Source organism: Pseudomonas sp. TE3895 (assembly GCF_056278855.1).
The window spans coordinates 3,304,269-3,328,959 of record NZ_JBWBQE010000001.1; the positions used below are offsets into that span (position 1 = coordinate 3,304,269).

The 24,691-nt window shown below is 64.0% G+C and carries 15 protein-coding genes and 1 pseudogene; 14 read left to right on the forward strand and 2 right to left on the reverse strand.

Annotated elements, in window-relative coordinates; genetic code table 11:
* Positions 1–29 precede the first annotated feature (29 nt).
* From ACZ889_RS14835 to dapA, 10 genes are all read left to right on the forward strand, one after another.
* Positions 30–1,520 (forward strand): BcsE family c-di-GMP-binding protein, encoded by a 1,491-nt coding sequence (locus tag ACZ889_RS14835; RefSeq protein WP_017148281.1) that lies wholly within the window; start codon positions 30–32, stop codon positions 1,518–1,520.
* Positions 1,517–1,702: a cellulose biosynthesis protein BcsF gene (gene bcsF / locus ACZ889_RS14840; protein WP_010953551.1), complete on the forward strand. Its 186-nt coding sequence runs from the start codon at positions 1,517–1,519 to the stop codon at positions 1,700–1,702. The genes ACZ889_RS14835 and bcsF overlap by 4 nt, the downstream gene beginning before the upstream one ends.
* Entirely contained in the window at positions 1,695–3,308 is a 1,614-nt protein-coding gene (gene bcsG, locus ACZ889_RS14845) for a cellulose biosynthesis protein BcsG (RefSeq protein ID WP_180688294.1), read from the forward strand. The genes bcsF and bcsG overlap by 8 nt, the downstream gene beginning before the upstream one ends.
* The gene (gene bcsR / locus ACZ889_RS14850; RefSeq protein ID WP_014859246.1) at positions 3,305–3,523 is read left to right on the forward strand and encodes a cellulose biosynthesis protein BcsR; all 219 of its coding nucleotides are present in this window, start codon (positions 3,305–3,307) and stop codon (positions 3,521–3,523) included. Before bcsG ends, bcsR begins: the two co-directional genes overlap by 4 nt.
* Complete coding sequence (bcsQ, locus tag ACZ889_RS14855) at positions 3,520–4,227, forward strand: cellulose biosynthesis protein BcsQ (protein ID WP_180688293.1); 708 nt, start codon at positions 3,520–3,522, stop codon at positions 4,225–4,227. Before bcsR ends, bcsQ begins: the two co-directional genes overlap by 4 nt.
* The gene (gene bcsA / locus ACZ889_RS14860) at positions 4,224–6,833 is read left to right on the forward strand and encodes a UDP-forming cellulose synthase catalytic subunit (protein WP_476257512.1); all 2,610 of its coding nucleotides are present in this window, start codon (positions 4,224–4,226) and stop codon (positions 6,831–6,833) included. The genes bcsQ and bcsA overlap by 4 nt, the downstream gene beginning before the upstream one ends.
* Positions 6,830–9,118: a cellulose biosynthesis cyclic di-GMP-binding regulatory protein BcsB gene (bcsB, locus tag ACZ889_RS14865; protein ID WP_180688292.1), complete on the forward strand. Its 2,289-nt coding sequence runs from the start codon at positions 6,830–6,832 to the stop codon at positions 9,116–9,118. The genes bcsA and bcsB overlap by 4 nt, the downstream gene beginning before the upstream one ends.
* Entirely contained in the window at positions 9,118–10,233 is a 1,116-nt protein-coding gene (gene bcsZ / locus ACZ889_RS14870) for a cellulose synthase complex periplasmic endoglucanase BcsZ (protein WP_014859243.1), read from the forward strand. The genes bcsB and bcsZ overlap by 1 nt, the downstream gene beginning before the upstream one ends.
* Positions 10,221–13,739 (forward strand): cellulose synthase complex outer membrane protein BcsC, encoded by a 3,519-nt coding sequence (gene bcsC / locus ACZ889_RS14875; RefSeq protein WP_476257513.1) that lies wholly within the window; start codon positions 10,221–10,223, stop codon positions 13,737–13,739. The genes bcsZ and bcsC overlap by 13 nt, the downstream gene beginning before the upstream one ends.
* Positions 13,740–14,076: 337 nt before the next feature.
* Positions 14,077–14,943, forward strand: coding sequence for a 4-hydroxy-tetrahydrodipicolinate synthase (dapA, locus tag ACZ889_RS14880; protein WP_239607430.1), 867 nt, complete (start codon positions 14,077–14,079; stop codon positions 14,941–14,943).
* A 153-nt stretch (positions 14,944–15,096) separates the two neighbouring features.
* On the opposite strand, the gene ACZ889_RS14885 is transcribed toward dapA, so the two are convergent.
* Together ACZ889_RS14885 and ACZ889_RS14890 are read right to left on the reverse strand one after the other, a co-directional pair.
* Entirely contained in the window at positions 15,097–15,555 is a 459-nt protein-coding gene (locus ACZ889_RS14885; RefSeq protein ID WP_476257514.1) for a GNAT family N-acetyltransferase, read from the reverse strand.
* A gap of 72 nt (positions 15,556–15,627) precedes the next feature.
* A complete protein-coding gene (locus tag ACZ889_RS14890; RefSeq protein ID WP_476257515.1) occupies positions 15,628–17,394 on the reverse strand; it encodes a M24 family metallopeptidase in 1,767 nt (588 codons plus the stop codon).
* Here ACZ889_RS14890 and pdxR point away from each other — a divergent pair, their 5' ends adjacent.
* The 4 genes and pseudogenes from pdxR (at position 17,395) to ACZ889_RS14910 (ending at position 24,643) form a co-directional block, all read left to right on the forward strand.
* Positions 17,395–18,891 (forward strand): MocR-like pyridoxine biosynthesis transcription factor PdxR, encoded by a 1,497-nt coding sequence (gene pdxR, locus ACZ889_RS14895; RefSeq protein WP_476257516.1) that lies wholly within the window; start codon positions 17,395–17,397, stop codon positions 18,889–18,891.
* A gap of 270 nt (positions 18,892–19,161) precedes the next feature.
* Positions 19,162–20,787 carry a methyl-accepting chemotaxis protein gene (locus ACZ889_RS14900; RefSeq protein WP_180688286.1) on the forward strand — a complete coding sequence of 542 codons (1,626 nt, stop codon included), beginning with the start codon at positions 19,162–19,164 and terminating at the stop codon, positions 20,785–20,787.
* Positions 20,788–21,528: 741 nt separating this feature from the next.
* Positions 21,529–24,244, forward strand: a pseudogene (gene mgtA, locus ACZ889_RS14905) (magnesium-translocating P-type ATPase).
* Positions 24,245–24,265: 21 nt separating this feature from the next.
* Positions 24,266–24,643 (forward strand): DUF2493 domain-containing protein, encoded by a 378-nt coding sequence (locus ACZ889_RS14910; protein WP_476257517.1) that lies wholly within the window; start codon positions 24,266–24,268, stop codon positions 24,641–24,643.
* Positions 24,644–24,691 lie beyond the last annotated feature (48 nt).

The following is a 24,691-nucleotide window of genomic DNA, read 5'->3' on the forward strand; positions in this document are numbered from 1 at the left end:
TTTGTAGAGCCAGTGTTTTGACTAATGGAATGCAGTTGTTGGCGATTTCCGGCCTGAGCGTCGAGAGCAGCCAGCTTCATCAACAAGGACTGTACTGGTTAGCCTGTGACGCCGCCGAAGACGCCTCCTTGCTATGCCGCCAGGTGGTCGAAGGCATGCCCGATAATGCCAGGGCAGCCCTGATCGCCGATGCGCAAGCCATGGATGACGTGCTGGGTGCGCTCGACGCAACGCGCGGCCCGGCCGAGCTCGCGTTGTATGAGGCCAACTCGCAAGCCACCCGTTATCTGGTTGAAGACCTGCCTCGTCTTGATGCCCGTGGGCGTGTGCTGGTGCTGCTGGCACCGGCACACGCCTGGGCGGATACCGAAGTCGAGCACTGGTGCAATGCGCTGCGCCCGGCGTTGTTGGCTGAAGCGGCGTTGCTGCTGGTCGTCAGTGGGGGACAGAGCACCGCCTTGGTCGAGCGCCTGCGCGTTTTCAACCAGTGCCTCGACGGCCTGGGGCAGGTGTACCGCGGCAAAGGTGGGGTGCGCTACCTGCAGCATTTCTGGAGCAACCCGCTTGGCAAAGCAGCCACCCGGGACATGGAGCTGACTCGGCTGAGCGCGGGGTTTGCCGTTGCTGCCACGCCTCAGGCACCCAGCGACACCGGTGGCGACGAGTTGCTGTGCCTGGCCCAGCGCCCGGTACTGGAAGGCGCGCCAGCCTTCTCTGAACACTGGCAGGTCTGCGAAAGCTTTGAGGAACTGGGGGGCAAAGCCAGCCGGGCGGTGTCTGCCACGGTGATCTTTGCCATGGACGGTGGGCAGCGTCTGGATAGCCTGGCGCGCCAACTGCACCACCTGCGGCAGTCGCGTGGCAACGCCTTGAAGCTGGTGGTGCGCGAAATGGCGCCGACCCTGCGTTATCAAGACGAACAGTTGCTGCTGGCTTGTGGTGCCAGCCAGATCGTGCCGTTCGGTGCCAGCTTGTCACGCTTCCTGACCATGGTCGAGAGCATCCAGGGTTACGTCTGGCGTCGACACCTGCCAACCGACTTCGATGCCTTGCTGGCACGCCTGCGGCCGCTGGCCATCTGTGGGTTGGTAGCGCCACGGGCGTTCGCCGAGGCTGTGCAAAGCATGTGGCACGGGGTGCGCAACGGCGAAATCGTCCACCAGTTGCTGGTGTTGCGTCCGGCGCCCGGCCTGACCCCGCTGCAGGCTTGCTCGCGTACGGTATTCCGCCGTGATGGCGACATTGCCTGCGTGGTTGGCGAGGTGCTGTTCCTGTTCCTGTTCGCTTGCCGCTCGGAAGGGGTCGAGCAGGCGCTTGACCACATCTTCCAGCTGTCATGGAAAGAGCTGTTCATCAGCCAGGAGGTGCTTGCCGGTGTCGACAGCCTGGCCACTCCGGCTTTCCTCGACAGCAACCTACCGCAGCCACCCCGCAGCGACACGGCGGCGCAACTGCCTGCACAGGCATGGTCGGCACTGGCACCGCGCAAGGTTGGCCTGGCCAAGCGGGGTGGCGCATGAACTTCGTGCAACTGCTGCAGGTGGTCGGCATTACCGCACTCGTCACGCTGGGCCTGGCCTTGTTGCTAGTGCGCCTGTGTTCGGCATTACGTGGCGTGTTGCGCCGTCGCCTTCCCCCCCGTTACCTGAAACCGCTGGGCGTACGCCGCCGCGCTGCACGCCAGGAACCCCAGAATGACTAATACCACCATCACCCTCCCGGTACTGGCCCGCTGGCCTGGACTGGGAGGGTGGAACCTCTATTTTTTTGCAAAGTTTCTGCTGGTCGCACTTGGCATGCTCGACTTCCAGGCGCTGCCGAACCTGTTGTTTGCTGCGTTTCTGCTTATCCCTTTGCCGGGCCAGTGGCTGCGTATTGCCCGGCAACTGCTGGCGGTGCCAATCGGTATCGCGCTTTTCTACCAGGACACCTGGCTGCCACCCTTCAGCCGCTTGCTGGCGCAGCCGGGGGTGCTGGACTTCTCGTGGGACTATCTGCTCGAGCTGCTGGGCCGCTTCATCAACTGGAACCTGCTGGGGGCGCTGGCAATGTTGCTGGTGGGTTACCTGTACCTACGCCATTGGCTGCGCCTGAGCACCCTGAGCCTGCTGGGGTTGGCATGGCTGTCGGTCGGCGGCTTGCCGTTGCTGGGTGCAAGCCAGGCGCCCGGCGTGGCGGCGCGCACCGCAGCCGAACCCGCGCCAGCCACTGCAGTAGCCGACAATGCCACGCTCGACAGCTGGCTTGAGCGCTTCTTCGCCAGTGAGCGCGAGCGGGTGACGGCGTTCCCGGCCGTGAATGCCGATGAGCAACCGTTCGACCTGCTGGTAATCAACATCTGCTCGCTGGCCTGGGAGGATCTGTCTGCCGTGGGGCTGCGGGACAACCCGCTGTTGTCGCGCATGGACGTGATCTTCGACCAGTTCAACTCGGCGACCTCCTACAGCGGCCCGGCCGCCATCCGTGTGCTGCGTGCCAGCTGCGGACAGTCGTCGCACACTGGCCTGTACCAACCGGCTCCGGAGCAGTGCCTGTTGTTCCAGAACCTGGCCCGGCTGGGTTTCCAGAGCAACACCTTGCTCAACCACAGCGGCCGGTTCGACAACTTCATCGGCGACATTACCCAACAGCACATGCCGCAACCCGGCATGCGCAATACCGACTTCCCACGGGCGCTGGTGGGCTTCGACGGCTCGCCGATTGCCAGTGACCTGGATGTCCTGCACCGTTGGTGGGGGCAACGCAAAGGTACCCCGGACGAGCATGTGTCACTGTTCTACAACAGCATCAGCCTGCATGACGGCAACCGTATCGTCACTGCCGACGGCGGTACCCGCGTGGCCGACTATGCCACCCGCGCCAATCGCCTGTTTGGCGAGCTTGGCACCTTCCTTGACGAACTGGAGCGCAGTGGCCGCCGGGTAGTGGTGGCCATTGTCCCTGAGCATGGGGCCGCGTTGCATGGTGACCGCATGCAGTTGTCTGGCATGCGCGAAATTCCCACGCCGTCGATTACCCATGTGCCGGTCGGCCTGAAGTTCATCGGCATGGGCCAGCCTGCCCGCAACGAGCCGCTGCGGGTCACAGCTGCCACCAGCTACCTGGCGTTGTCCGAGCTGATCTCGCGTGTGTATGCGGGCCTCGGCCAGCAGCAGGTGCTGGATGTGCCCGGCCTGCTGACCGACCTGCCAACCACCGAGCAGGTTGCCGAAACCTCTGGCGCACAGGTGCTGAATTACCAGGGCCGTGCCTACATGCGCCTGCAAGGCCAGCCTGACTGGCAGCCCATTCCGAAGGAGCGCCCATGATCACTGGCAAGTCAGACCCGTCCGACCGCAGCGACGATATTGCCCAGTTGCGTCAGCACCTGGACATGCCAGAGCTGAACTACCAGGACATCTCGATGCTGGTGGGCGTTCAGCAGGCCCTGCAGCGCTGGCCATTGCTGGGTGAAAGCTGCAAGGCCAGCAGCGACGAAGCGCTGTACGCAGCTGTCACCCTGCGCGAGAGGGTCGCGCCATGACCAGCCTGGCATTGCATGGGGTACGCGGAGGCCTGGGGCGCAGCGCCTTGCTGGCTGCATTGGGCTACGCGCTGCAGGGCGTGGGCGAGCGGGTGCTGCTGATTGACCTGTGCCCAAGCAACTTGCTCGGGCTGCACTTCAACCTGCCGCTGGATACGTCCGAGGGCTGGGCGCTGGCCGAGCGGGAAGGGCGGCCGTTCAGCGATGCCGTGTACGAGGTGCTCGATGGCCTGTGCCTGCTGCCGTACGGCAACCTGCCTGGCGGTGCGCAGCACCGTGTGCCCGATGCGCAGTCATGGCGCGCTCGCCAGGTCGAGCTGGCCGAGCATTTCGACTGGCTGTTGTACGACCTGCCGCAATTGCCGGGCGATACCGCCGGCAATGGCATCGAGACTGATGTACGGGTACTGGTGGCAGAAGCCGAAATGGCTAGCCACCTGCTGCTCGGGCGACGCCCGCTCGAGCACTTCGACATGCTGCTGGTCAACCGCTACGACCCGGCCAGCCGCTTGCAGAGCGACCTGTTGATGGTTTGGCGTGACCTGTTTCGTGATCGCTTGCCGATCCAGGTGGTCCATCGCGACGAAGCCTTCCTCGAAGCGCTGGCGTACAAGGCTCCCCTGGGTCTTTACGCACCGCAGAGCCTGGCCTGCCGGGATGTGCAAAGCCTGGCGGTGCGCTGTCTGACGAGGCGCCAGCCGTGACCCTGACCCCTCTGTCGGCCTATACCTGGTTCACTGTCCGTGGCGCGCGTCTGCCGGTCGCGTGGCTGTTCACCCTCGGCGTGTGGCTGGCCTTCCTGTTTCTGCGCCTGGAGTCACCCGCCTGGCAGGCGCTGCTGGCCGAGCGCCAACGCCTGTACCCGCAGCTGGCGGGCAAGCGCCCAACCCTGGGTGACCCGCTGCGTCTGTTGATCCAGAGCCTGTGGTTGTTGCTGTGGCGCCAACCGCAGGCACGTACAGCAGGGCCTGGCCGCCGCGCGTTGGGCGCTGTGCGCATGCACCTGCGGGCGGCAGGCGGGGTGGCGCGCCACTACCGCGGCCTGCTGATCGATGCATTGCAACAGGTACCCGCGCGCTACCGCGCCAGTGTTTTCAAGCACCAGGCCTCGGCACGCCTGCGCGGCCTGAGCGTGTTTGCCCGGCGGGCGTTCTATAGCGTGCTGACGGTATTCGCCCTCAGCCTCGCCCTGCTGTGCGTGACGGAACCGTTCGGCTATCTGGCGCAACTGATGTTCATCTGCCTGCTGCTGGTCATCGCCCTGCTGGTGCGACACATGCCGGGGCGTTTCCCGACCCTGATGCTGATCGTGCTGTCGACCATCATCTCGTGCCGCTATCTGTGGTGGCGCTACACCTCGACCCTGAACTGGAACGACACCACCGACTTGGTATTCGGGGTGATCCTGTTGGCGGCAGAAACCTATTCGTGGTTCGTGCTGATCCTGGGTTACATCCAGACCAGCTGGCCATTGCAGCGCAAGCCGGCAAACCTCCCGGCCAACGCCAGGCACTGGCCAACCGTCGATTTGCTGATCCCCACCTACAACGAAGACCTGTCAGTGGTGCGCACCACGGTAATGGCCGCGCTGGGTCTGGACTGGCCACGCGAGTGCCTGCGCATCTATATCCTCGATGATGGCCGCCGCGACACGTTTCGTGCCTTTGCCGACGAAGTCGGGGTAGGGTATATCGTGCGGCCCGACAGCAAGCATGCCAAGGCCGGCAACCTCAACCATGCGCTGGGCGTCACCGACAGCGAGTTGATCGCCATCTTCGACTGCGACCATGTGCCGGTGCGCTCCTTCCTGCAACTGACCGTGGGCTGGTTCCTCAAGGACGCTAAACTGGCGCTGGTGCAGACACCGCACCATTTCTTCTCGCCTGACCCGTTCGAGCGCAACCTCGGCTCGTTCCGCCGCCGCCCCAACGAAGGGGAGCTGTTCTACGGCCTGATCCAGGACGGCAACGATATGTGGAACGCGGCGTTTTTCTGCGGCTCGTGTGCCGTGCTGCGCCGCACTGCGCTGGAAAGCATCGGTGGTTTTGCTGTCGAGACCGTGACCGAAGATGCCCACACCGCCCTGCGCCTGCATCGCCAAGGGTGGACGTCAGCCTATCTGAGTATTCCGCAGGCCGCGGGCCTGGCCACCGAAAGCCTGTCGGCGCACATCGGCCAGCGCATTCGCTGGGCCCGTGGCATGGTGCAGATCTTCCGCACCGACAACCCGCTGTTCGGGCGTGGCCTTAGCCTGTTCCAGCGGGTGTGCTACGCCAACGCGATGCTGCACTTCCTGGCCGGCCTGCCGCGGCTGGTGTTCCTGACGGCGCCACTGGCGTTCCTGTTGCTGCATGCCTACATCATCTACGCACCGGCATTGATGATTCTGCTGTACGTGCTGCCACACATGATCCACGCCAGCCTGACCAACTCGCGGATGCAGGGCAAGTACCGACAAACCTTCTGGGGCGAGGTCTACGAGACCGTACTGGCCTGGTACATCGCCCGCCCGACCACGGTGGCGCTGTTCGCGCCGAAAAAAGGCACGTTCAACGTCACCGCCAAGGGCGGCCTGATGGAGCAGGAACAGTTCGACTGGCGCATCGCCCAGCCTTACCTGTGGCTGGCCGCGCTCAACGTGGTGGGCCTGGGCTTTGCGGTGTGGCGCCTGGTCACTGGCCCGACGGCAGAAATCGGCACGGTGATCGTCAGCTCGCTGTGGGTGATCTACAACCTGCTGATCATCGGTGCCGCAGTTGCGGTGGCCGCCGAAGTGCGCCAGGTGCGCCGCGCCCATCGGGTGCAGATGCGCTTGCCGGCGGGGCTGATGCTGGCCAGCGGTCATGCCTACCCCTGCACCCTGGTCGACTACTCCGACGGCGGTATCGGCCTGCAGGTACAGCCCGGTCTGGAGTTGAAACCGGGGGAGCAGGTACGCCTGCTGCTCAACCGCGGCCAGCGCGAGTTCGCCTTCCAGGCGTGCGTCACCCGTACCGTCGGGCAACACGTGGGCCTGGTGTTCCGCGACCTCGCCCTGCAGCAGCGTATCGACCTGGTCCACTGCACCTTTGCCCGCGCCGATGCCTGGCTTGGCTGGAACGAGCAGCACGAGGTCGAGCGCCCGCTGCGCAGCCTGATCGATGTGTTGAAGCTGGGTGGCGTCGGTTACGTGCGCCTGGTCGAGCACATGCCGCCATGGCTGCGGGCGTGGTTGCGCCCGTTGCGTTCGCTGGCGCTGTGGCTGGCCAGCTACTGGCCCCGCACACCGCGGGCAATCCCTTCCATGAACCCTGTTGATCGAGACGCATGATGACTGGTTATCCCGCGCGTACCTGGGGCCTGGCGATGGCGCTGTTTACCGCCTTGTCGCAGAGCGCCGCTGCTGCTTCTGTAGCTCCGCTTGCCGAGCCTGCGGTACCCACACCCACGGTACCAAACTGGCAGGTTGCGAAAACCTTCGAGCAGCTTGGACATGCGTCCGACAGCCTGCTGCTGGGGGTACGCAACAGCGAGCATATTGAGTTCGGCCTGCGTCGCGATCGCCTGGCCACCGATGCCAGCTTGCAACTGGACTACACGCCTTCGCCAGCCTTGCTGCCGAACCTGTCGCACTTGCGCGTCTACCTCAACGACGAGCTGATGGGTGTAGTTCCGGTGGAAAAGGAGCAGTTGGGCCAGCGTGTGCGTCGCCAGCTGCCGTTGGACCCGAAACTGCTCGGCGACTTCAACCGGGTACGTCTGGAGTTTGTCGGGCACTATACCGATGTCTGCGAAGACCCGGCCCACAGCGGCCTGTGGCTTAACCTTAACCGCAAGAGCCAGGTACAGTTGCACGAGCAGGCGCTGGTGCTGGAAAACGACCTGGCGTATTTCCCGTTGCCGTTCTTCGATACCCGCGACACCGGCAAGGTAGTGCTGCCGGTGGTGTTCAGCGGCGTGCCGAGCCTGGGCGAGCAGCGTGCGGCGGCAATCCTGGCATCCTACTTCGGCAGCCAGGCCGGTTGGCGCAAGGCCAGCTTCCCTGTGCTGTACAACCACCTGCCGGCCCGTGGCGAAAAACCTGCACCGAGCATCGTGTTTGCCAGCAACGACCGTCGCCCGGCGTTCCTCGCCGATCTGCAGCAGTTCCCGCCAGTCGACGGCCCCGTGCTGCAGGTGATCGATCACCCGGACGACCGCTTCAGCAAAGTGCTGCTGGTGCTGGGCCGTAACGACGACGACCTGATCAAGGCCGCCTCGGCGCTGGCGGTCGGCAACAATCTGTTCCGCGGCGCGCGCGTCAAAGTGGAGCAGATGACCGCGCTGCAACCGCGTCAGCCCTACGATGCGCCGAACTGGACGCGCACCGACCGCCCGGTTCGATTTGCCGAGCTGCTGGATTACCCCGAGCAACTGCAAGTCAGCGGCCTGCAACCGCGGCCGGTGACACTGGAACTGAACCTGCCGCCCGACTTGTTCGTTTGGCGCAACCAGGGTATTCCGCTGCGCACCCTGTACCGCTATACGGCGCCAGCGGTGACCGACGAATCGCGCCTGAGCATCAGCGTCAACGATCAGTACATCACCAGCATGCCGCTGGTGGGCAATGATCGGCGCGGCGGTACCCTTGAGGAAATGCGCCTGGCAGTGCTGCCCGGTGACAACACTGCATTGACCGAGAACTCGCTGGTGCCGGCGCTGAAGATTGGCGACCGCAATCGCCTGCGCTTCGACTTCAGCTTTGCCAGCACCCTGGGCAGCGCCCAGCGCGATCGCTGCCAGACCTCGCTGCCGGTGGACGTGCGTGCAGCAATCGACGACAACTCCACCATCGACCTTTCCGGTTACCACCATTACATCGCCATGCCCGACCTGCGTGCATTCGCCCGCAGTGGCTTCCCGTTCAGCCGCATGGCCGACCTGTCCGAGACGCTGGTCATCATGCCGGCCAAACCTACGGCGATGCAGGTCGGCACTTTGCTCGACACGGTTGGCGGGTTGGCCGGACAGATCGGTTACCCGGCGCTTGGCCTGCAATTGATCGACGACTGGCAACAGGTCGCAGCGGCAGACGCCGACTTGCTGCTGATCGGCAGCCTGCCCGAGGCCCTGCGCGATGCGCCCAACCTTGGCCTGTTGCTCAGCGCCCAGCGTGACTGGTTGCTGCAGGGCCGCAGCGCATCGTTGCCCGGTGGCCAGCGTTTCGATACTGAGCCGGTGGCTGCAAGCAGCCGCGTGGCGGTCAGCGCCCAGGCGCCGATTGCGGCCATCACCGGGCTGAAGTCGCCGTTCCACGAGCAGCGCAGTGTTGTGGCCTTGCTGGCCAACAGCGACAGCGATTACGCATTGCTGCGCGACGTGCTTGGCGATGTGGGCAAGCTCGATGCGGTGGCGGGTTCGGTAACGCTGGTACGCAGCAGTGGCGTGAGCAGCCAGTTCGTCGGCGAGCACTACTTCGTGGGCGCGCTGCCGTGGTGGCTGCTGCTGTGGTTCCACTTGTCCGAGCACCCTGTGTTGCTGGCGGTGATCGCGGCTGTTTGCGTGGTGCTGTTCGCCTTCTTGTTGTGGCGGGCACTGCGCTGGGCAGGCAAGCGCCGCTTGGGTGAGGCGGGGTGATGATGCGCCAGATGCTGGTAGGGCTGGTCGCCTTAGGCCTGCCCGTTTTCGCCAATGCCGGGTCGGTTTGCCCATGGCCTGCCTGGGAGCGGTTCAAGGCCGAGCTGGTGAGTGTGGATGGCCGGGTCATCGACCCGAGTGACGAGCGCCTGATCACCACCTCGGAAGGGCAGAGTTACGCGCTGTTCTTCGCCCTGGTAGGCAACGACCGGCAAACCTTCGCGCAGTTGCTGCGTTGGACCAGCAACAACCTCGCCGAGGGCGACCTGGCCCGGCATCTGCCTGCCTGGCTGTGGGGCCGTGACGGGCAGCAGCAGTGGCAGGTGCTGGACGCCAACAACGCCAGCGATGCCGATCTGTGGATCGCCTACAGCCTGCTGGAAGCAGGGCGGTTGTGGGACCAGCCGGCCTACACGCAACTGGGCCAGCACCTGCTGTGGCGTATCGCCGCGCAGACCGTGCGCAAGCTTCCAGGCCTTGGCGTGATGTTGCTGCCAGGTGACTACGGCTTCGAAGACGCCCAGGGTACCCGCCTGAACCCCAGCTACCTGCCGCTGCAGTTGCTCGACCGCTTCAGCGAGGTGGACCCCTTGTGGGGGGAGCTGGCGGCCAACACGCGGCGTTTGTGGTTGGCATCGTCGCCAAAGGGCTTTGCACCGGACTGGTTGCTGTGGACGCCGGCCGGAAAGCCAGCGGCAGACACGAAACATGGCAATGCCGGTGATTATGACGCCATTCGTGTGTACCTGTGGGTCGGCATGTTGGCCGAGGGGGCGGCGCAACGCCGCGAACTGGTCGCCCATTATGCGCCGATGGCGGCATTGACCCAGCGCCAGGGGCTACCTCCTGAGCACCTGGATGCACGCAGCGGTGAAGCCCGCGGCCATGGCCCGGCAGGTTTCTCTGCGGCCTTGCTGCCATTGCTTGCTGCCTCGCCAGAGCACGTGGCCGGCCTGGCGGCCCAGCGCCAGCGCTTGCGCGAACAACCGGTCGAGGCCAAGGCGTATTACAGCCAGGTGCTGGCGCTGTTCGGCCAGGGCTTCGACGAGGCCCGTTACCGTTTTGACCCGCACGGCCGCCTGTTGCCGGCCTGGAGTGCGCCATGCAGCGAATGATCGGCGTGTTGATGCTGGCGGCAATAACCTGCCAGGCAGATGCACAACCCAAGGATATCGATGAACAGCGCCAATGGCTGCTGGACCAGGTACGCCGTGGCGAAGCGCTGCACCGTGACGACCTGGTGCGCGATGCGCTGGGCCGTTTGCAGTTGCTTGAGCCGCGCAACCCGGATGTGTTGCTGGCGGCCTTGAGCCTGGCATTGCGCGAGAAGAACAGCAGTGAAGCCGAGCAGTTGAGTGCGCGGATCAGTGCCGTGGCGCCTGGCAGCCTGCAAGCACGTCAGGCCGCACGCCTGCTTGAACTTCAACAACCGGCGCCTGCGCGGCGCTTGCAGCAGGCGCGTCTGCTGGCGGTTACCGGCCGTAACGAAGAGGCGCTGGCGGTGTACGAACAGTTGTTTGCCGGCGAACCACCCAGCCTTGAATTGGCCCTGGACTACTGGCGCGTGCGCGGCAACCTGCCAGGCCAACGCCCTGAGGCGATCCGCCAGTTGCAGCGGTTGGATCAGCAGTACCCGGGCAGTGCCGGGCTGCGCCAGACCCTGGCCGGTTGGTTGTTCGCCGAAAAGCGTGACCGCGAGGCCTTGGCCCTGCTCGATCAGCTGGCGCGAGACCCCGGTGCACGGGATGCCGCTGCCCAGCGCGAGTTCGACTACCTGTCCGGGCAAGCCGTGAGTGCCACCAGCGCGGCAGCCTGGCAAGCCTTTCTTCAGCGTTACCCGGCTTCGCCGTTGTTGGCACAGGCCAGCGAGACCTTGCAACAGCAGCGCAAGCTGCTGGCCGACCCGGCATGGCAGGCCGGTCAACGGGGTAAGGCATTGCTCGACAAGGGCCGTAATGCCGAAGCGGAAACGCAGCTGCGCCTCGCCCTGCGCCAGTACCCGGGCGATGCCAGCCTGCATGGGGCCCTGGGTTATGCGTTGATGCGCCAGGGCCGCCATGAAGACGCCCATGCGGCGTTCCGCGCGGCGAGCGCCAAGGAGCAGGACACCTACTGGATCAGCCAATGGAAGGACCTGGAGTCGTCCAGCCAGTATTGGGCCCTGCTGAAGAAAGCCGAGCGGGCCCTGGAGGTGAAAGACGTGCGCGGTGCGCGCGCACTTTACCAGCAGGCTCGCCAGCAACGGCCAAAGGATGAATACGCGTTGCTGGGCTTGGCAGATGTCTCGCTGGCCGAGGGCGATGTGGCGGCTGCCGAGCGGCAGTACCTGCAGGTACGGCGTATGGCGCCGGATAACGAAAGTGCCGTGCGTGGCTTGATGCGCGTTTACCAGGCGCAGTCGCCAGGCAAGGCGCAGGCATACCTGGACAGCCTGCCACCACGGCAGCAGGCGCAGTTCGCCAGCCTGCGACGCAGCCTGGAACTTGCGCGCCTGCGCCAGCAAGGGGACGAAGCCCTGCAGCGCGAGGACTGGTCGACGGCCAGCCATGTGCTGGGCCAGGCTTCAGCCCTGGCTCCCGATGAGCCTTGGCTGGTGTATCAGCTGGCCAACAGTCTGCGTCACCAAGGGCGCACTGGCGAGGCCGACGCGGCATTTGCCAGGCTGGTGCAGCACCAGCCACGTGATCCGGCAACGCGCTATGCCCACGGCCTGTTCCTGGAGTCCAGCGACCGTGATGCCTTGGCTCTGGACAGTCTGAGGGCGGTACCTCAGGCGACCTGGAGCGCGGACATGCACGCGCTGGAGCAGCGTGTTCAGCGGCGTATGACCCTGGCCTCTGCGCAGCAGTTGCAGGCACAAGGCCGCAGTGCCGAGGCGACAGCCTTGCTTGAAGCCGGCCTGGCGCGTGGTGAAGGTAGCCCGGACGACTTGATGCTGTTGGCTGACTGGGCAGCCGCGCGTGGCGAACATGGCAAGGCGCGCAGCTATTACCAGCGTGTGCTGGTCGCGCAGCCTGGGCGTCCTGATGCACGCCTTGGGGTGATGGAAAGCGCCGTGGCCGAAGGCAACCTGCAGCAGGCCCGGCACATGCTGGGCGTGAAGGTGCCACAATTTGCCGCTGATGACGGCAACGCCCAGCGGCGCCTGGCGGCGGTGTGGACCGCGCTGGGTGAACACGATCAGGCGGCCAGGCTGCTTGACCGGATTGCCGCGCAGCAGACGCGACCCGATCCGTTGTTGCGGCGCGACGCAGCCCGCCTGGTGGCGCAGGATGATCCTCAACGAGCACTGGACCTTTACGCGGCAGCGATGGCTGATGCGCAGTTGCTGGACCGTGCTGCCGTAGCGCCACGGGATGACCGTGCATTGACCCTGGCCAGCCGCGAGCGGGATGGCGACGACTGGCTGGCCCGCAGCCTGCGCAGTGATGTGGACGCCCTGTATCGCCAGCGCAATACCCATGTGACGCTGATGCATGACTACGGCTGGCGCGAGGATGACGGTACGCCCGGCACGTCGGAGCTGAGTACCCAGTCGACCTTGTTGCATGTCGACACTCCTTGGCAGGAGGGCACCGCGTTTGCGCGAGTAGAGCGCATTGGCATGGATGCGGGGTCGTTCGAGCCGAACGATCAGGGAAGCTACACCCCCGACTTCGGCAGCTGCCAGTTTGTTGGCCAGACCGCTGACGGCAAAACACTGCCCGCGTGCACGGGGGGATCGCAGACTGCAAACGGTAGCCTGTTGGCGTTGGGTTGGCAGGGCAGCCGCTGGGCGTTCGACCTGGGCACCACCCAGGGCTATGCAATCAACAACTGGCTGGGCGGCGCAACGGTCAACGGTGACCTCGGGCAGGTTGGCTGGTCGCTGACCGCCTCGCGCCGGCCGATGAGCAATTCATTGCTGTCGTTCGCCGGCGCACGCGACCGCCCGACGGGCGTGCGCTGGGGCGGGGTCACTGCCAATGGCGCCACGCTCGGCCTGAGCTGGGACCAAGGTGGCGACAACGGGGTGTGGGCCAGCCTGGGGCACCATTGGCTGTACGGCGAGAACGTGGCCGACAACCAGCGGACCCGGGCCATGGCCGGCTTTTACCACCGCGTGGTGGAAAAGGCCGACGAGCGTGTCCGTGTTGGCGTGACGCTGATGCACTGGCGCCATGACAAGGACCTGGGCGGCTACAGCCTGGGGCAGGGCGGTTACTACAGCCCGCAGCGCTACAGTTCGGTGGGCGTGCCGGTCAGTTATGCCTGGCGCAACTACGACTGGTCGCTGCTGCTGGAAGGTTCCGTCAGCTGGTCTCAGGCTCATAGTGGCAGTAGCCGCTTGTACCCGGACGCGCACATCAACCGCAAGGTACTGGCGAATTATGGCGTCGACTCCAACATCGATGCGATGACCGAAGCCAGCGACAGCAGCGGGTTGGGCTACCGCCTGCGCGGTCTGTTCGAACGGCGCCTGAGTGACCAGTGGGTACTGGGCGGCGGCTTCGACTGGCAGCACAGCGATGACTATGCGCCTAGCCATGGCATGCTCTACCTGCGCTACCTGTTCGAACCGTGGCGAGGCAACCTGGCCCTGCCGGTGACACCGCTGGAGCCTTACAGCGAGTGGCGGTGACGGCAATCGCTGCGTTGCAAGGGGCGCGCCTGCACGGGGCGATGCGGGCCAAGGGTTGACACCAGGCACGCCGCCCCACCATTATCCAGCCATACCTACGCAACGGGCTTGCCAGCATGTCCACATCCAACCACGCCATTTCCGCTTCGGGCTTCATCGCTCAGGCAGACGCGTGCGTTGCCGTTGCCAAGAAATCCAAGAAACAGCCGCTCATCTGACCGAGGCGCGCTGTCTCGTCAGGTGGGCTGACGAGACAGAAGGCGCCAGGTATCCCTGCCACCACTTCCACTCTTCGCCCTGCTGACGCTGACTTTCGGTCAACATCAGGAGTTTTTGCATGTCGAATTTCCGTGGTATCTGGATCGCCCTCGTCACGCCAATGCGCGCCAATGAAATCGACTTCCCAGGCCTGGAAAAGCTGGTGAAGAAGCTGCTCGAAGACGGTGTGGCCGGTTTTGTGGTGTGCGGTACCACGGGTGAGGCAGCGGCGTTGTCCAAGGCCGAGCAACTGGCAGTGCTGGATGCCGTGCTGGCCTGGGTGGAGCCTGGCAGGGTGGTGATGGGCCTGTCAGGTTACAACCTGCGTGAGTTGCTGGCCTTCCAGGCTGAAATCCAGCAACGTGACATTGGCGGACTGCTGGTTCCCGCGCCTTGCTATATCCGCCCTTCGCAGGCTGGCATCGAAGCCTTCTTCGCCACCGTGGCCGATGCCGCCAGCGTGCCAGTGATCGTCTACGACATTCCCTACCGCACTGGCGTACGCATCGAACGTGAAACCCTGCGCCGTATCGTGCGCCATCCACGCATTGCAGCGGTGAAAGACTGTGGTGGTGACAGCGAGACGACCATGGCCCTGATCGAGGACGGCCACGCCCAGGTGCTGGCCGGTGAAGACCTGCAGATCTTCAATAACCTGTGCCTGGGTGGGGCAGGGGCCATTTCAGCCTCCGCACATGTGCGCGCCGACCTGTACGTACGCATGGTGCGGCAGGTTGACAGCGGTGATTGGGCCGCCGCGCGTGGTACGTTCTACCAGTTGCTGCCCTGGATCAAAGTGGCCTTTGCCGAGCCCAACCCGGCCGTGGTCAAGGCGGCATTGCAGCTGCAAAGCCTGATTGCAGACGAGCTGCGCGAGCCCATGCAGGCGTGCACGAATACCACCCGAGACAAGCTGCAAAGCGTGCTGTGTTCACTCGGTGCCTGAAGCGGCAACGATTGATGGCGGGTTGACAAGCCGCCACACCCTTGGTCGGTTCGGGGTCGGCGGGTGCCTCGCGAGCGGATTTCTGCCAGCTACGCGCTGAGACAGAGTATTGCCAGGGCCGCTTTGCGGCCCTGTCGCGACTCCAGGTTGCTCCTACGCTGGCTGGGTCGGCAGGCGCTTTTCCATCGGCTGATACACCAGCCCGGCAAACTCACCCACGTCGCCTGCCAGGCTGAATCCGTAGCGTTGGTAGGCGGGTACAGAAGACAGTGATGCCTTTACCGTCACCACCTCAGCGCTGGCATGCTTCAGTGCGGCGTTCATCAGGCGCTTGCCTATGCCCTGGCGTTGCAGGCCTGGTGCAATGAACAGCATCGCAATGTGACGGCCTTCCTTGAGCTCGATCAGCCCCGCGATAGCGCCTTCGACAAAACAGGCCAGCATGAGGTTGTCACCTTGCATGCGCTCGGCAAACGCCTGGGGTGCTGACACCTGGGTAAAGGTCTCGATACCTTGCGCCGACAGCGTGGGCGCGACTGCCTGCATGAAGGCATCCATGCACAAGGCGCAGGCCTGGGGGAGGTCGTCAGGGGTGAGCGTGCGTACTTGCATGGTAATCGTCCTTGTCGGGTGACCTTCTGTTGCCCACTTTAACCTGTTACGGGTTCAAGGGCTGATGCGGTATCAAGCTGCCCTGGCAGCGCCCGGCTTGCGTTCGCCAATCAGGATGTCTTCGAAGAATGCCCCGACAGGTTCGGTAGGGTGACACAGTTGTATCTCCAGCACCCACACCACCTCGCTCGGGACAATCTCCACCTCGGCCAGCTTGTCCTGGCTATACAACACATGCGGGAAGTCGGCGATGCGATGCCCGGCCAGGTTGCGCTCCAGCTGCCAACCTTTGGCCTGGGCACTGCGCTCGGCGAAGTCATACAGTTCACGCCCGGTCAACCCGCGGCCCCAGGCCTGGCGGGTCTCGTCGAACACTTCATGCAGTGCCTTCACGCAGGCGTGGTGCAGGGCGTGCTGGCCAAACACGAAGGTATCGCCATAGTCACCTTCATAGCCATCCCAAACCGGGCCAACGTCGACCACGACGATGTCCGTGGTACGTAACACGCGTTGAAGGTCAATGCCTTGCCGTGGCGTACGTACGGTATCGTCACCAAAACGGATGTAGGTGGGGTGCCAGGTGTGTGAGGCGCCCATCGCCTGCAGGGTATGCGCGGCCATCTCCAGGGCCTGGGCGGTGGTCATGCCGACCTGCAGTTGGCTGGCAATGGCGGCCACGGCCCGCACCGACTGTTCGCGGGCCGCGAGCATGCCGTCCAGCGAATAACGTGGGCCGACCTTTTCCAGCTCAGGGTGCAGCGTGCTGGCTGAGGAAGCCTGCGTTGTCAGTGCGCCACTGGCGACAAAGGCCTCGGCTACAAAGCGATGGGGCTGTACCCCTGCTGCAAGGCATTGCTCGCGGACCTGGGTGATCATCGTGGCATTGCCACAGGCATAGACCTGGGCTTCGTCCCAGCGATGCGTCTGGCTGAGCGCCACCTGTTGTATACGTGCCTGGGCCGAGAGCACCGGTTGCCAGCGAAAGTGCGGGTGCACACGGCTGGACACGTCGAGAAATTCGCGATCATAAAAATCCGCCGGCGAAGAGCCGCCCCAATACAGCGTGACGTCGGCATCGCCGGCCAAGGCTGTCAGCAACAGCGGCTTGATGCCGGCGTAACCTGTGCCGGTGGCGAAAAGGATCAGCGGGCGTTGGTCATCGTGCTGCCAGGTACAGGCGCCCAGCGGGCCTTCGAGCTTTACCGTTGCACCTGCTTGCAGGGTGGGCAGCAAACCTTCAGTGAACAGGCCGCCGCTGACCTTGCGGATGTGAAACACCAGTTGCCCTTGTGCCTGGGCAGGCAGGTTGGCAATGGAGAAACAGCGGCTGTCGCCGTTGTCCAACTGAAACCGCATGTACTGGCCCGCCCGCACCTCCAGCGGCTGAGCAGGCTGCAACACCAGCTCGACGATATCTGCGCTCAGCGCGCGCTTGCCAACCACCTGTGCCTGGGTTTCCAGTGCGGGTGCGTCCAGTGACCAGCCGGGTATTTCCAGGCGCATGTCGCTGCAGGCGTGGCTCTGGCACAGCAACATCTCGTCGGCGGCCAAGGGATAGGACGGCGGCGGTGTGTCCGCATCCCGCTGCTTGTCCTGATGCTGCCCCGACACCACCTTGACCTTGCACGAGCCGCAGGCGCCGCGGCGGCAGGAGAAGGGTACCGGCAGGCCGCTGGCGAGCATGGCGTCGAGCAGCAGCTCCTGGCTGGCTTCGAACGTTTTGCCCGAGGGCGACAATTCAATGATGTGGCGGCTTTGCATGAGCACCTCGGGGCAAATGGAGGTTCGATTGTTGCTATAGTCCAGGACCAGCAGAACCTCCAGTTTTGGATATTTCATATGGTCCAGCTTCGTAAATGGCAGCCACTGCTCAAGCTCGATGGGGCACAAGCTTCGTACCGGCAGATCGTCGAAGGGCTGGTGGCCGCAATCAGCGAGGGTCGCCTGCGCCCTGGCACGCCGCTGCCGGGCACGCGGGAGATGGCGCAACTGCTGAACGTCAATCGCAAGACCGTGATCCTTGCTTATGAGGAAGCCGAAACCAAAGGCTGGCTGCAAAGCGTGCAACGCCGGGGCACCTTTGTCAGCCAGCAGCTGGCGCCCGGCACAGCGGCCGTTTGCGGTGCCGTGCGGCCTTTTGCCCTGGCGCTGCCAGAGGAACCTGCCGTTGCCTACTTCAAGGCGAACGAACAGGCTGTAGCCCAACAAGGGCGGCCGGGGGCCTTGTTCTTCGACAACGGCGCCTGTGACCACCGCCTGCTACCGCAGGCTGTACTGCACCGCTATTACCGCAATGCCTTGCGCAGCAGCTTCAGCAGCAATAGTGTGCGCCACGGCAGCGAGTGCAGCAGCCGCAATCTGCGCAGCGCCCTGGCCGACATGTTGCGGCACAATCGCAGCCTGAACGTTGGCGCCGAGCATATCTGCCTGACCCAGGGGGTGCAGATGTCACTGTCCCTGGTGGCCAGTGTGTTGCTCAAGCCGGGTGACGTTGTGCTGGTCGAGCGCCTGAGTTACCCCCCTGCGTGGGAGATCTTCCGTCAGCTGGGTGCCCGCCTGGTGACCGTGGAGCTGGACCATGAGGGCTGCCGGGTCGATCAGCTCGAGGCCCTGTGCCGGCAGCACAAGGTGCGGATGATGTACATAACACCCCATCACCAGTTCCCGACCACGGTCAGCCTGCCAGCCGGGCGCAGGCAACAGCTGCTGGAGCTGGCGCGCCAGCATGCCTTTTGCGTGGTCGAAGAGGATTACGACTACGAATACCACTTTGCCGGGCGGCCTTATCTGCCGTTGGCCAGCGACCGCCAGCAGCGGCACGTGATTTACATTGGCTCACTGTCCAAGCCTTTGGGCAGTACGTTCCGTTGCAGCTATATCGTGGCACCGGTGGAAGTGACAACCGTGCTGGAACGCAGGGCGATGTTGACCCTGGGGCAGGGCGATGCAGTCATGCAGCAGATGTTGGCGGACCTGATCAATGATGGCGAACTGAAGAAGCACCTGCGCCGGGTCAACCGCGAGTACCGGCGCCGGCGCGAGACTTTGTTGGGGTGTTTGCGCGATGCGTTCGGCGAACAGATCAGCGTGCAGGCGCCAGAAGGTGGCCTGGCGCTGTGGGTGAGGTTTGCCGATGAGATCAACGTGGATCAGTTGGTCGACAAAGCGCTGGAACGGGACCTGGTGGTGCGCAGTGGGCGACAGTTTTCACCGTTTGGCCATGCCGAGAATGCCTTGCGCCTGGGGTTTGCTTCGCTGGATACGGATGAGATCCGGCAGGCGACCCAACGCCTGGCAGACGCCGCGAAAGCGATTGGCAAGGCGCGGTGGCTGTAGGCACGGCCTTCTGTCGCGACAGGGGATGGCACGGGCTTCGCCCGTGTTCGCGGGCAAGCCCGCTCCCACAGTGATCGCGCTGGCCTCAGGATTTGTGCAAGAGGGTTCCGCCCCCAAGGGGCGCGAAGCCTCTGGGTCTCAACGCATTCCGTTCGGTTACCGCACATAACCGCATCACGGCGCCTCAAGCCTGCGCCAGCACCTCCGATAGCAGCACACCCACCATCGAATCTTCGATCAGAAGTGGTGCCAACAAGGAGTACTGCCCGCATGCTTGCCAACCTGAAAATTCGCACCGGAATGTTCTGGGTGTTGTCGCTGTTCAGCCTGACCCTGCTGTTTTCGACTGCCAGTGCCTGGTGGGCTGCCGTGGGTAGCGACCAGCAGATCACTGAACTGGACCAGACTGCGCACCAGTCGGACCGGTTGAACAATGCGTTGCTGATGGCGATTCGCTCCAGCGCCAACGTGTCTTCGGGCTTTATCGAGCAGTTGGGTGGCCATGACGAGAGTGCAGGCAAGCGCATGGCGCTGTCGGTGGAGCTGAACAACAAGAGCCAGGCGCTGGTCGACGAATTTGTCGAAAACGCCCGCGAACCCGCCCTTCGCGTGCTGGCAACCGAGCTGCAGGCTACCTTTGCCGAATACGCCAAGGCGGTGGCCGGGCAGCGTGAAGCGACCCGCCAGCGTTCGCTGGAGCAGTATTTCAAGGTCAACAGCGATGCCGGTAATGCCATGGGGCGGTTGCAAACCCTGCGCCAGCAACTGGTGACCACACTGAGCGAACGTGGCCAGCAAATCATGCTCGAGTCCGACCGGCGTCTGGCCCGGGCACAATTGCTGAGCTTGTGCCTGCTGGGCGTGACCGTGGTGCTGGCGGTGCTGTGCTGGGCGTTCATTGCCCAGCGTGTGTTGCACCCCCTGCGTGAAGCCGGTGGGCATTTCCGGCGCATTGCCAGTGGCGACCTGAGTGTGCCGGTGCAAGGGCAGGGCAACAACGAGATCGGCCAACTGTTCCATGAGCTGCAGCGCATGCAGCAGAGCCAGCGCGACACCCTTGGGCAGATCAACAACTGTGCCCGGCAGCTGGACGCCGCCGCCACGGCGTTGAACGCGGTCACTGAGGAAAGCGCCAACAACCTGCGTCAGCAGGGGCAGGAGCTGGAGCAGGCCGCGACTGCCGTGACCGAAATGACCACGGCAGTGGAGGAGGTTGCGCGCAACGCGATCACCACCTCGCAAACCACCAGTGAATCCAACCAGCTGGCCGCGCAAAGCCGCCGGCAAGTCAGCGAAAATATCGACGGCACCGAAGCCATGACCCGCGAAATCCAGACCAGCAGTGCGCACCTGCAGCAGTTGGTGGGGCAGGTGCGGGACATCGGCAAGGTGCTGGAAGTGATCCGCTCGGTGTCCGAGCAGACCAACCTGCTGGCGCTCAATGCTGCCATCGAGGCGGCCCGTGCCGGTGAGGCCGGGCGCGGCTTTGCGGTGGTGGCGGATGAGGTGCGCACACTGGCCTACCGCACGCAACAATCGACCCAGGAAATCGAGCAGATGATCGGCAGCGTGCAGGCGGGGACCGAAGCTGCGGTGGCTTCCATGCAGGCCAGCACCAACCGCGCCCAGTCGACACTGGACGTGACCCTGGCCTCGGGGCAAGTGCTGGAGGGCATCTACAGTGCGATCGGCGAAATCAACGAGCGCAATCTGGTCATTGCCAGTGCGGCCGAAGAGCAGGCTCAGGTGGCGCGGGAAGTAGACCGCAACTTGCTGAACATCCGCGAACTGTCCAACCATTCCGCGGCGGGTGCGCAGCAGACCAGCGAGGCGAGCAAGGCGTTGTCGGGGCTGGTGGGGGAGATGACGGCGTTGGTGGGGCGGTTCAAGGTTTGAGGCGCTGCGCCTGCGTGGAACATTAAGATAAGGTTAAACTTATTTAAAGTTCCCCTTGCGGGTTGACTTCGATACTACGCTTGAATAAAGTTCGACCGCCCCGAGCGCGGGGCCTTTTTTCCCTTCACTGAAGAATTCAATGGACACAGTATCTCGTCGCTGCCTGACCTCTGCCGAATGGCCGGGTCAGGCACTTGAACCGGAACACCGGTCCCGACACCCTGGTCGGGCAAGCCGCGCCAGAGCCTGATGCTCCGCCGTGACTTGCCGCCGCCGGTGTTGGCCGGTTGGAGGCAAGCTCATGAACCTCACTTCATTCGTTTCACATCGCCAGCCTGCGTGCCTTGCGCCGCGGCAGGCCCGCGCCTGGCCGCGGCGTCTGCACGGCTACTTTGACCACCACCAGCACCCCCCAAGTAGTTGCGGGGTGCTGGTGCGTGTTCATGCACGCTTGAGCCCCCGCACTTCTCACTGAATAAAAGATATTGAGCGGTATCTTTATGCTCGAACTTTTCACGTTAAAAGTTCGCGGGATAACTATTGCCCTGTGTTTATGAAAAGGAATCAAACCATGGATTGCGCGAGTAGAAAGTTCGCTGCCGACACAACTTCCGACTCTCGGCAGCGGACAGACAACTGTCGGAAAGAACCAGCATTATTCAGCGACCCGACATGCCTTCGTTCACCGCCTGGGTGAAACGTCTGTGTGTCGTGCCGCCGCAGCGGCAGGAGCACAGCAACATGACTGTCAAATACCGTAACACCTCATCGGCCAAGGCCGAACGCGAAACCCGCCTGTCCACCCGCGCCGCCCGTGAAGCGCGCAATGGCCTGGCGGTCACCCTCGCCAACCTCGATGCCAGCGAACAGGGCCTGACCGAGCACGAAGCCGCCAAGCGCCTGGCGCGCGATGGGGCCAACCAGGTTGCCCACGACCCGCAACCCCACCGCCCTGGTGCAGCTGCTCAAGGCCCTGAACAACCCGTTCATCTATGTACTGCTGACCCTGGCCGGGATCAGCTTCGTCACCGACTACTGGCTGCCGGTCAGCGCAGGCGAAGCAGACGACGCCGACCTGACCAAGGTCATCATCATCATGACCATGGTCAGCCTCAGCAGCCTGCTGCGCTTCTGGCAGGAGTACCGCTCGAACAAGGCTGCCGACGCGCTCAAGGCAATGGTGCGTACTACGGCCACGGTGTTGCGCCGCGAGCAGATCGGGCAAGCCCCGCGCCTGCGCGAAGTGCCCATGGACGAACTGGTGGCCGGCGACATCGTGCAGCTTTCTGCAGGTGACATGATTCCCGCCGATATCCGTCTGCTCGAAGCGCGTGACCTGTTTATCAGCCAGGCCGTGCTCACCGGCGAAGCGTTGCCGGTCGAAAAGTACGACACCTTGGGTAATGTCGCGCAGAAGTCCGCCGCCGAGCATGGCGCACATCAGGACAACCTGCTCGAGTTGCCGAACATCTGCTTCATGGGGACCAATGTGGTCAGTGGCCGCGCCCGCGCCGTGGTGGTGGCGACCGGCCGACGCACCTATTTTGGCTCGCTGGCCAAGGCCATTGCCGGTTCGCGCAGCCAGACCGCTTTTGACCGCGGCGTGAACAGCGTCAGTAGCCTGCTGATCCGCTTCATGCTGGTGATGGTGCCGGTGGTGTTCATGATCAACGGTGTGGTGAAAGGCGACTGGGGTGATGCCTTCCTCTTCGCGCTTGCCGTGGCAGTGGGCCTGACCCCGGAAATGCTGCCGATGATCGTCAGCGCCAACTTGGCCAAGGGCGCCGTGGCCATGGCCCGGCGCAAGGTGGTGGTCAAACGCCTGAACGCCATCCAGAACCTGGGCTCCATGGACGTACTGTGCACCGACAAGACCGGTACGCTCACCCAGGACCGGATCATCCTCGAGCACCATGTGCGCTTCGACGGCCAAACCGACAAGCACATCCTTGAGCTGGCGTGGCTCAACAGCCATCACCAAAGCGGCATCCGCAACCTGATGGACCAGGCCGTGCTGCATTTCGCCGGCCAGGACCGCCAGTTCCAGGCGCCTTACGCCTACGCAAAGGTCGACGAACTGCCGTTCGACTTCATCCGCCGCCGCCTGTCAGTGGTGGTGAAGAATGCCTTGGGCGATCACCTGCTGGTAAGCAAAGGGGCGGTCGAGGAAATGCTCGCCATCGCCACCCATGTGCAGGAAGGCGACAAGGTCGTTGCCCTCGATCCGTGCCGCCGCCAGCAGCTGATGGCCAGTGTCGATGCCTTCAACCAGGACGGCTTCCGCGTGCTGGTGGTTGCCACCCGGCAGATCCCGGCGGCCGAAGGCAAGGCGCAGTATCACACCGAAGATGAGCGCGATCTGGTCATCCAGGGCTTGCTGACCTTCCTCGACCCGCCCAAGGAAACGGCCGGCCCGGCCATTGCCGCCTTGCGCGACATGGGCGTGCAGGTAAAGGTACTGACCGGCGACAACCCGGTGGTCACGTCCAAGGTCTGCCGTGAAGTGGGCCTGGCGCCAGGCCAGCCGTTGCTCGGCCAGGACATCGAGGGCATGGACGACACCACCCTGAAGCTTCAGGTGGAGGAGCGCACCGTCTTCGCCAAGCTCACCCCGTTGCAGAAATCACGGGTGCTCAAGGCCCTGCAGGCCAATGGTCACACCGTGGGCTTCCTTGGCGACGGCATCAACGATGCCGCCGCCCTGCGCGATGCTGACGTCGGTATCTCGGTGGACAGCGGCACCGACATCGCCAAGGAATCGGCCGACATCATTTTGCTGGAAAAGAGCCTGATGGTGCTCGAGGAGGGCGTACTCAAAGGCCGCGAAACCTTCGGCAACATCATGAAGTACCTGTGCATGACCGCCAGTTCCAATTTCGGCAACGTGTTCTCGGTCCTGGTGGCCAGTGCGTTCATTCCGTTCCTGCCGATGCTGGCGATCCACTTGTTGCTGCAGAACCTGATGTATGACTTTTCCCAGCTGTCGCTGCCCTGGGACCGCATGGACAAGGCGTTCCTCAGCAAGCCACGTAAATGGGATGCCCGCAACATCGGCCGCTTCATGTTGTGGATAGGTCCTACGTCGTCGATCTTCGACATCACCACGTTCGCCCTGATGTGGTACGTGTTCGCCGCCAACAGCGTCGAAATGCAGGCGCTGTTCCAGTCTGGCTGGTTCATCGAGGGCTTGCTGTCACAGACGCTGGTAGTGCACATGCTGCGCACTCGCAAGGTACCGTTCTTCCAGAGCACCGCTGCATTGCCGGTGGTATTGGCAACGGGGCTGGTCATGGCATTGGGTATCTACATCCCGTTCTCCCCGGTGGGCGCGATGGTTGGCCTGGTGCCGCTGCCGTGGGAGTACTTCCCTTGGCTGGCCGCCACCCTGCTGGGCTACTGCGTGGTCGCCCAGGCCATGAAGACCCTCTATATCCGCCGTTTCGGCCAGTGGTTCTGAGCGATGCAAGGAGAGCAGACCATGCGAGTACTGATTTGTGCAGGACGCAACTACGCCGACACCCGACGCTGTCGCCAGGCCTTGGACGACGTCCAGCGCCAGCGGCCGATCCGGGTGTTGATCCACGGTGGCAGCCAGTTCATTGGAGGGGAAATCGAAAGCTGGGCGCGCGAGCATGGCGCCGATCTGGTGCGCTACCCGCCAAACTGGCAGCTGCACGGCAAAGCGGCCGAACGCTTGCGCAACCTGTTCATGCTCAATGACAGCCGCCCTGACCTGTTGCTTGCCTTGCCCGGTGGCGATGACACCGAGGAGCTGCTGGCCAGGGCCCGTGGCGCCGAGGTTCAGGTGATGTGCGCCAGGCAACCACGCCAGCCCGAGCGGGGCGATTGCAGCTAATGCAAGCGCCTGGGGCCGTACGGTACCTGCGGGCTTGCCCGCGAAGCA

Excerpts from the sequence above, each read along its gene's own strand:
- bcsQ (WP_180688293.1), top strand. The coding sequence starts at position 3,520 with ATGACCAGCCTGGCATTGCATGGGGTACGCGGAGGCCTGGGGCGCAGC.
- bcsZ (WP_014859243.1), top strand. The coding sequence starts at position 9,118 with ATGATGCGCCAGATGCTGGTAGGGCTGGTCGCCTTAGGCCTGCCCGTT.
- ACZ889_RS14885 (WP_476257514.1), bottom strand. The coding sequence starts at position 15,555 with ATGCAAGTACGCACGCTCACCCCTGACGACCTCCCCCAGGCCTGCGCC.
- ACZ889_RS14910 (WP_476257517.1), top strand. The coding sequence starts at position 24,266 with ATGCGAGTACTGATTTGTGCAGGACGCAACTACGCCGACACCCGACGC.
- bcsF (WP_010953551.1), top strand. The coding sequence starts at position 1,517 with ATGAACTTCGTGCAACTGCTGCAGGTGGTCGGCATTACCGCACTCGTC.
- ACZ889_RS14900 (WP_180688286.1), top strand. The coding sequence starts at position 19,162 with ATGCTTGCCAACCTGAAAATTCGCACCGGAATGTTCTGGGTGTTGTCG.
- bcsB (WP_180688292.1), top strand. The coding sequence starts at position 6,830 with ATGATGACTGGTTATCCCGCGCGTACCTGGGGCCTGGCGATGGCGCTG.
- bcsR (WP_014859246.1), top strand. The coding sequence starts at position 3,305 with ATGATCACTGGCAAGTCAGACCCGTCCGACCGCAGCGACGATATTGCC.
- bcsG (WP_180688294.1), top strand. The coding sequence starts at position 1,695 with ATGACTAATACCACCATCACCCTCCCGGTACTGGCCCGCTGGCCTGGA.
- ACZ889_RS14835 (WP_017148281.1), top strand. The coding sequence starts at position 30 with ATGCAGTTGTTGGCGATTTCCGGCCTGAGCGTCGAGAGCAGCCAGCTT.
- bcsC (WP_476257513.1), top strand. The coding sequence starts at position 10,221 with ATGCAGCGAATGATCGGCGTGTTGATGCTGGCGGCAATAACCTGCCAG.
- ACZ889_RS14890 (WP_476257515.1), bottom strand. The coding sequence starts at position 17,394 with ATGAAATATCCAAAACTGGAGGTTCTGCTGGTCCTGGACTATAGCAAC.
- dapA (WP_239607430.1), top strand. The coding sequence starts at position 14,077 with ATGTCGAATTTCCGTGGTATCTGGATCGCCCTCGTCACGCCAATGCGC.
- pdxR (WP_476257516.1), top strand. The coding sequence starts at position 17,395 with ATGGTCCAGCTTCGTAAATGGCAGCCACTGCTCAAGCTCGATGGGGCA.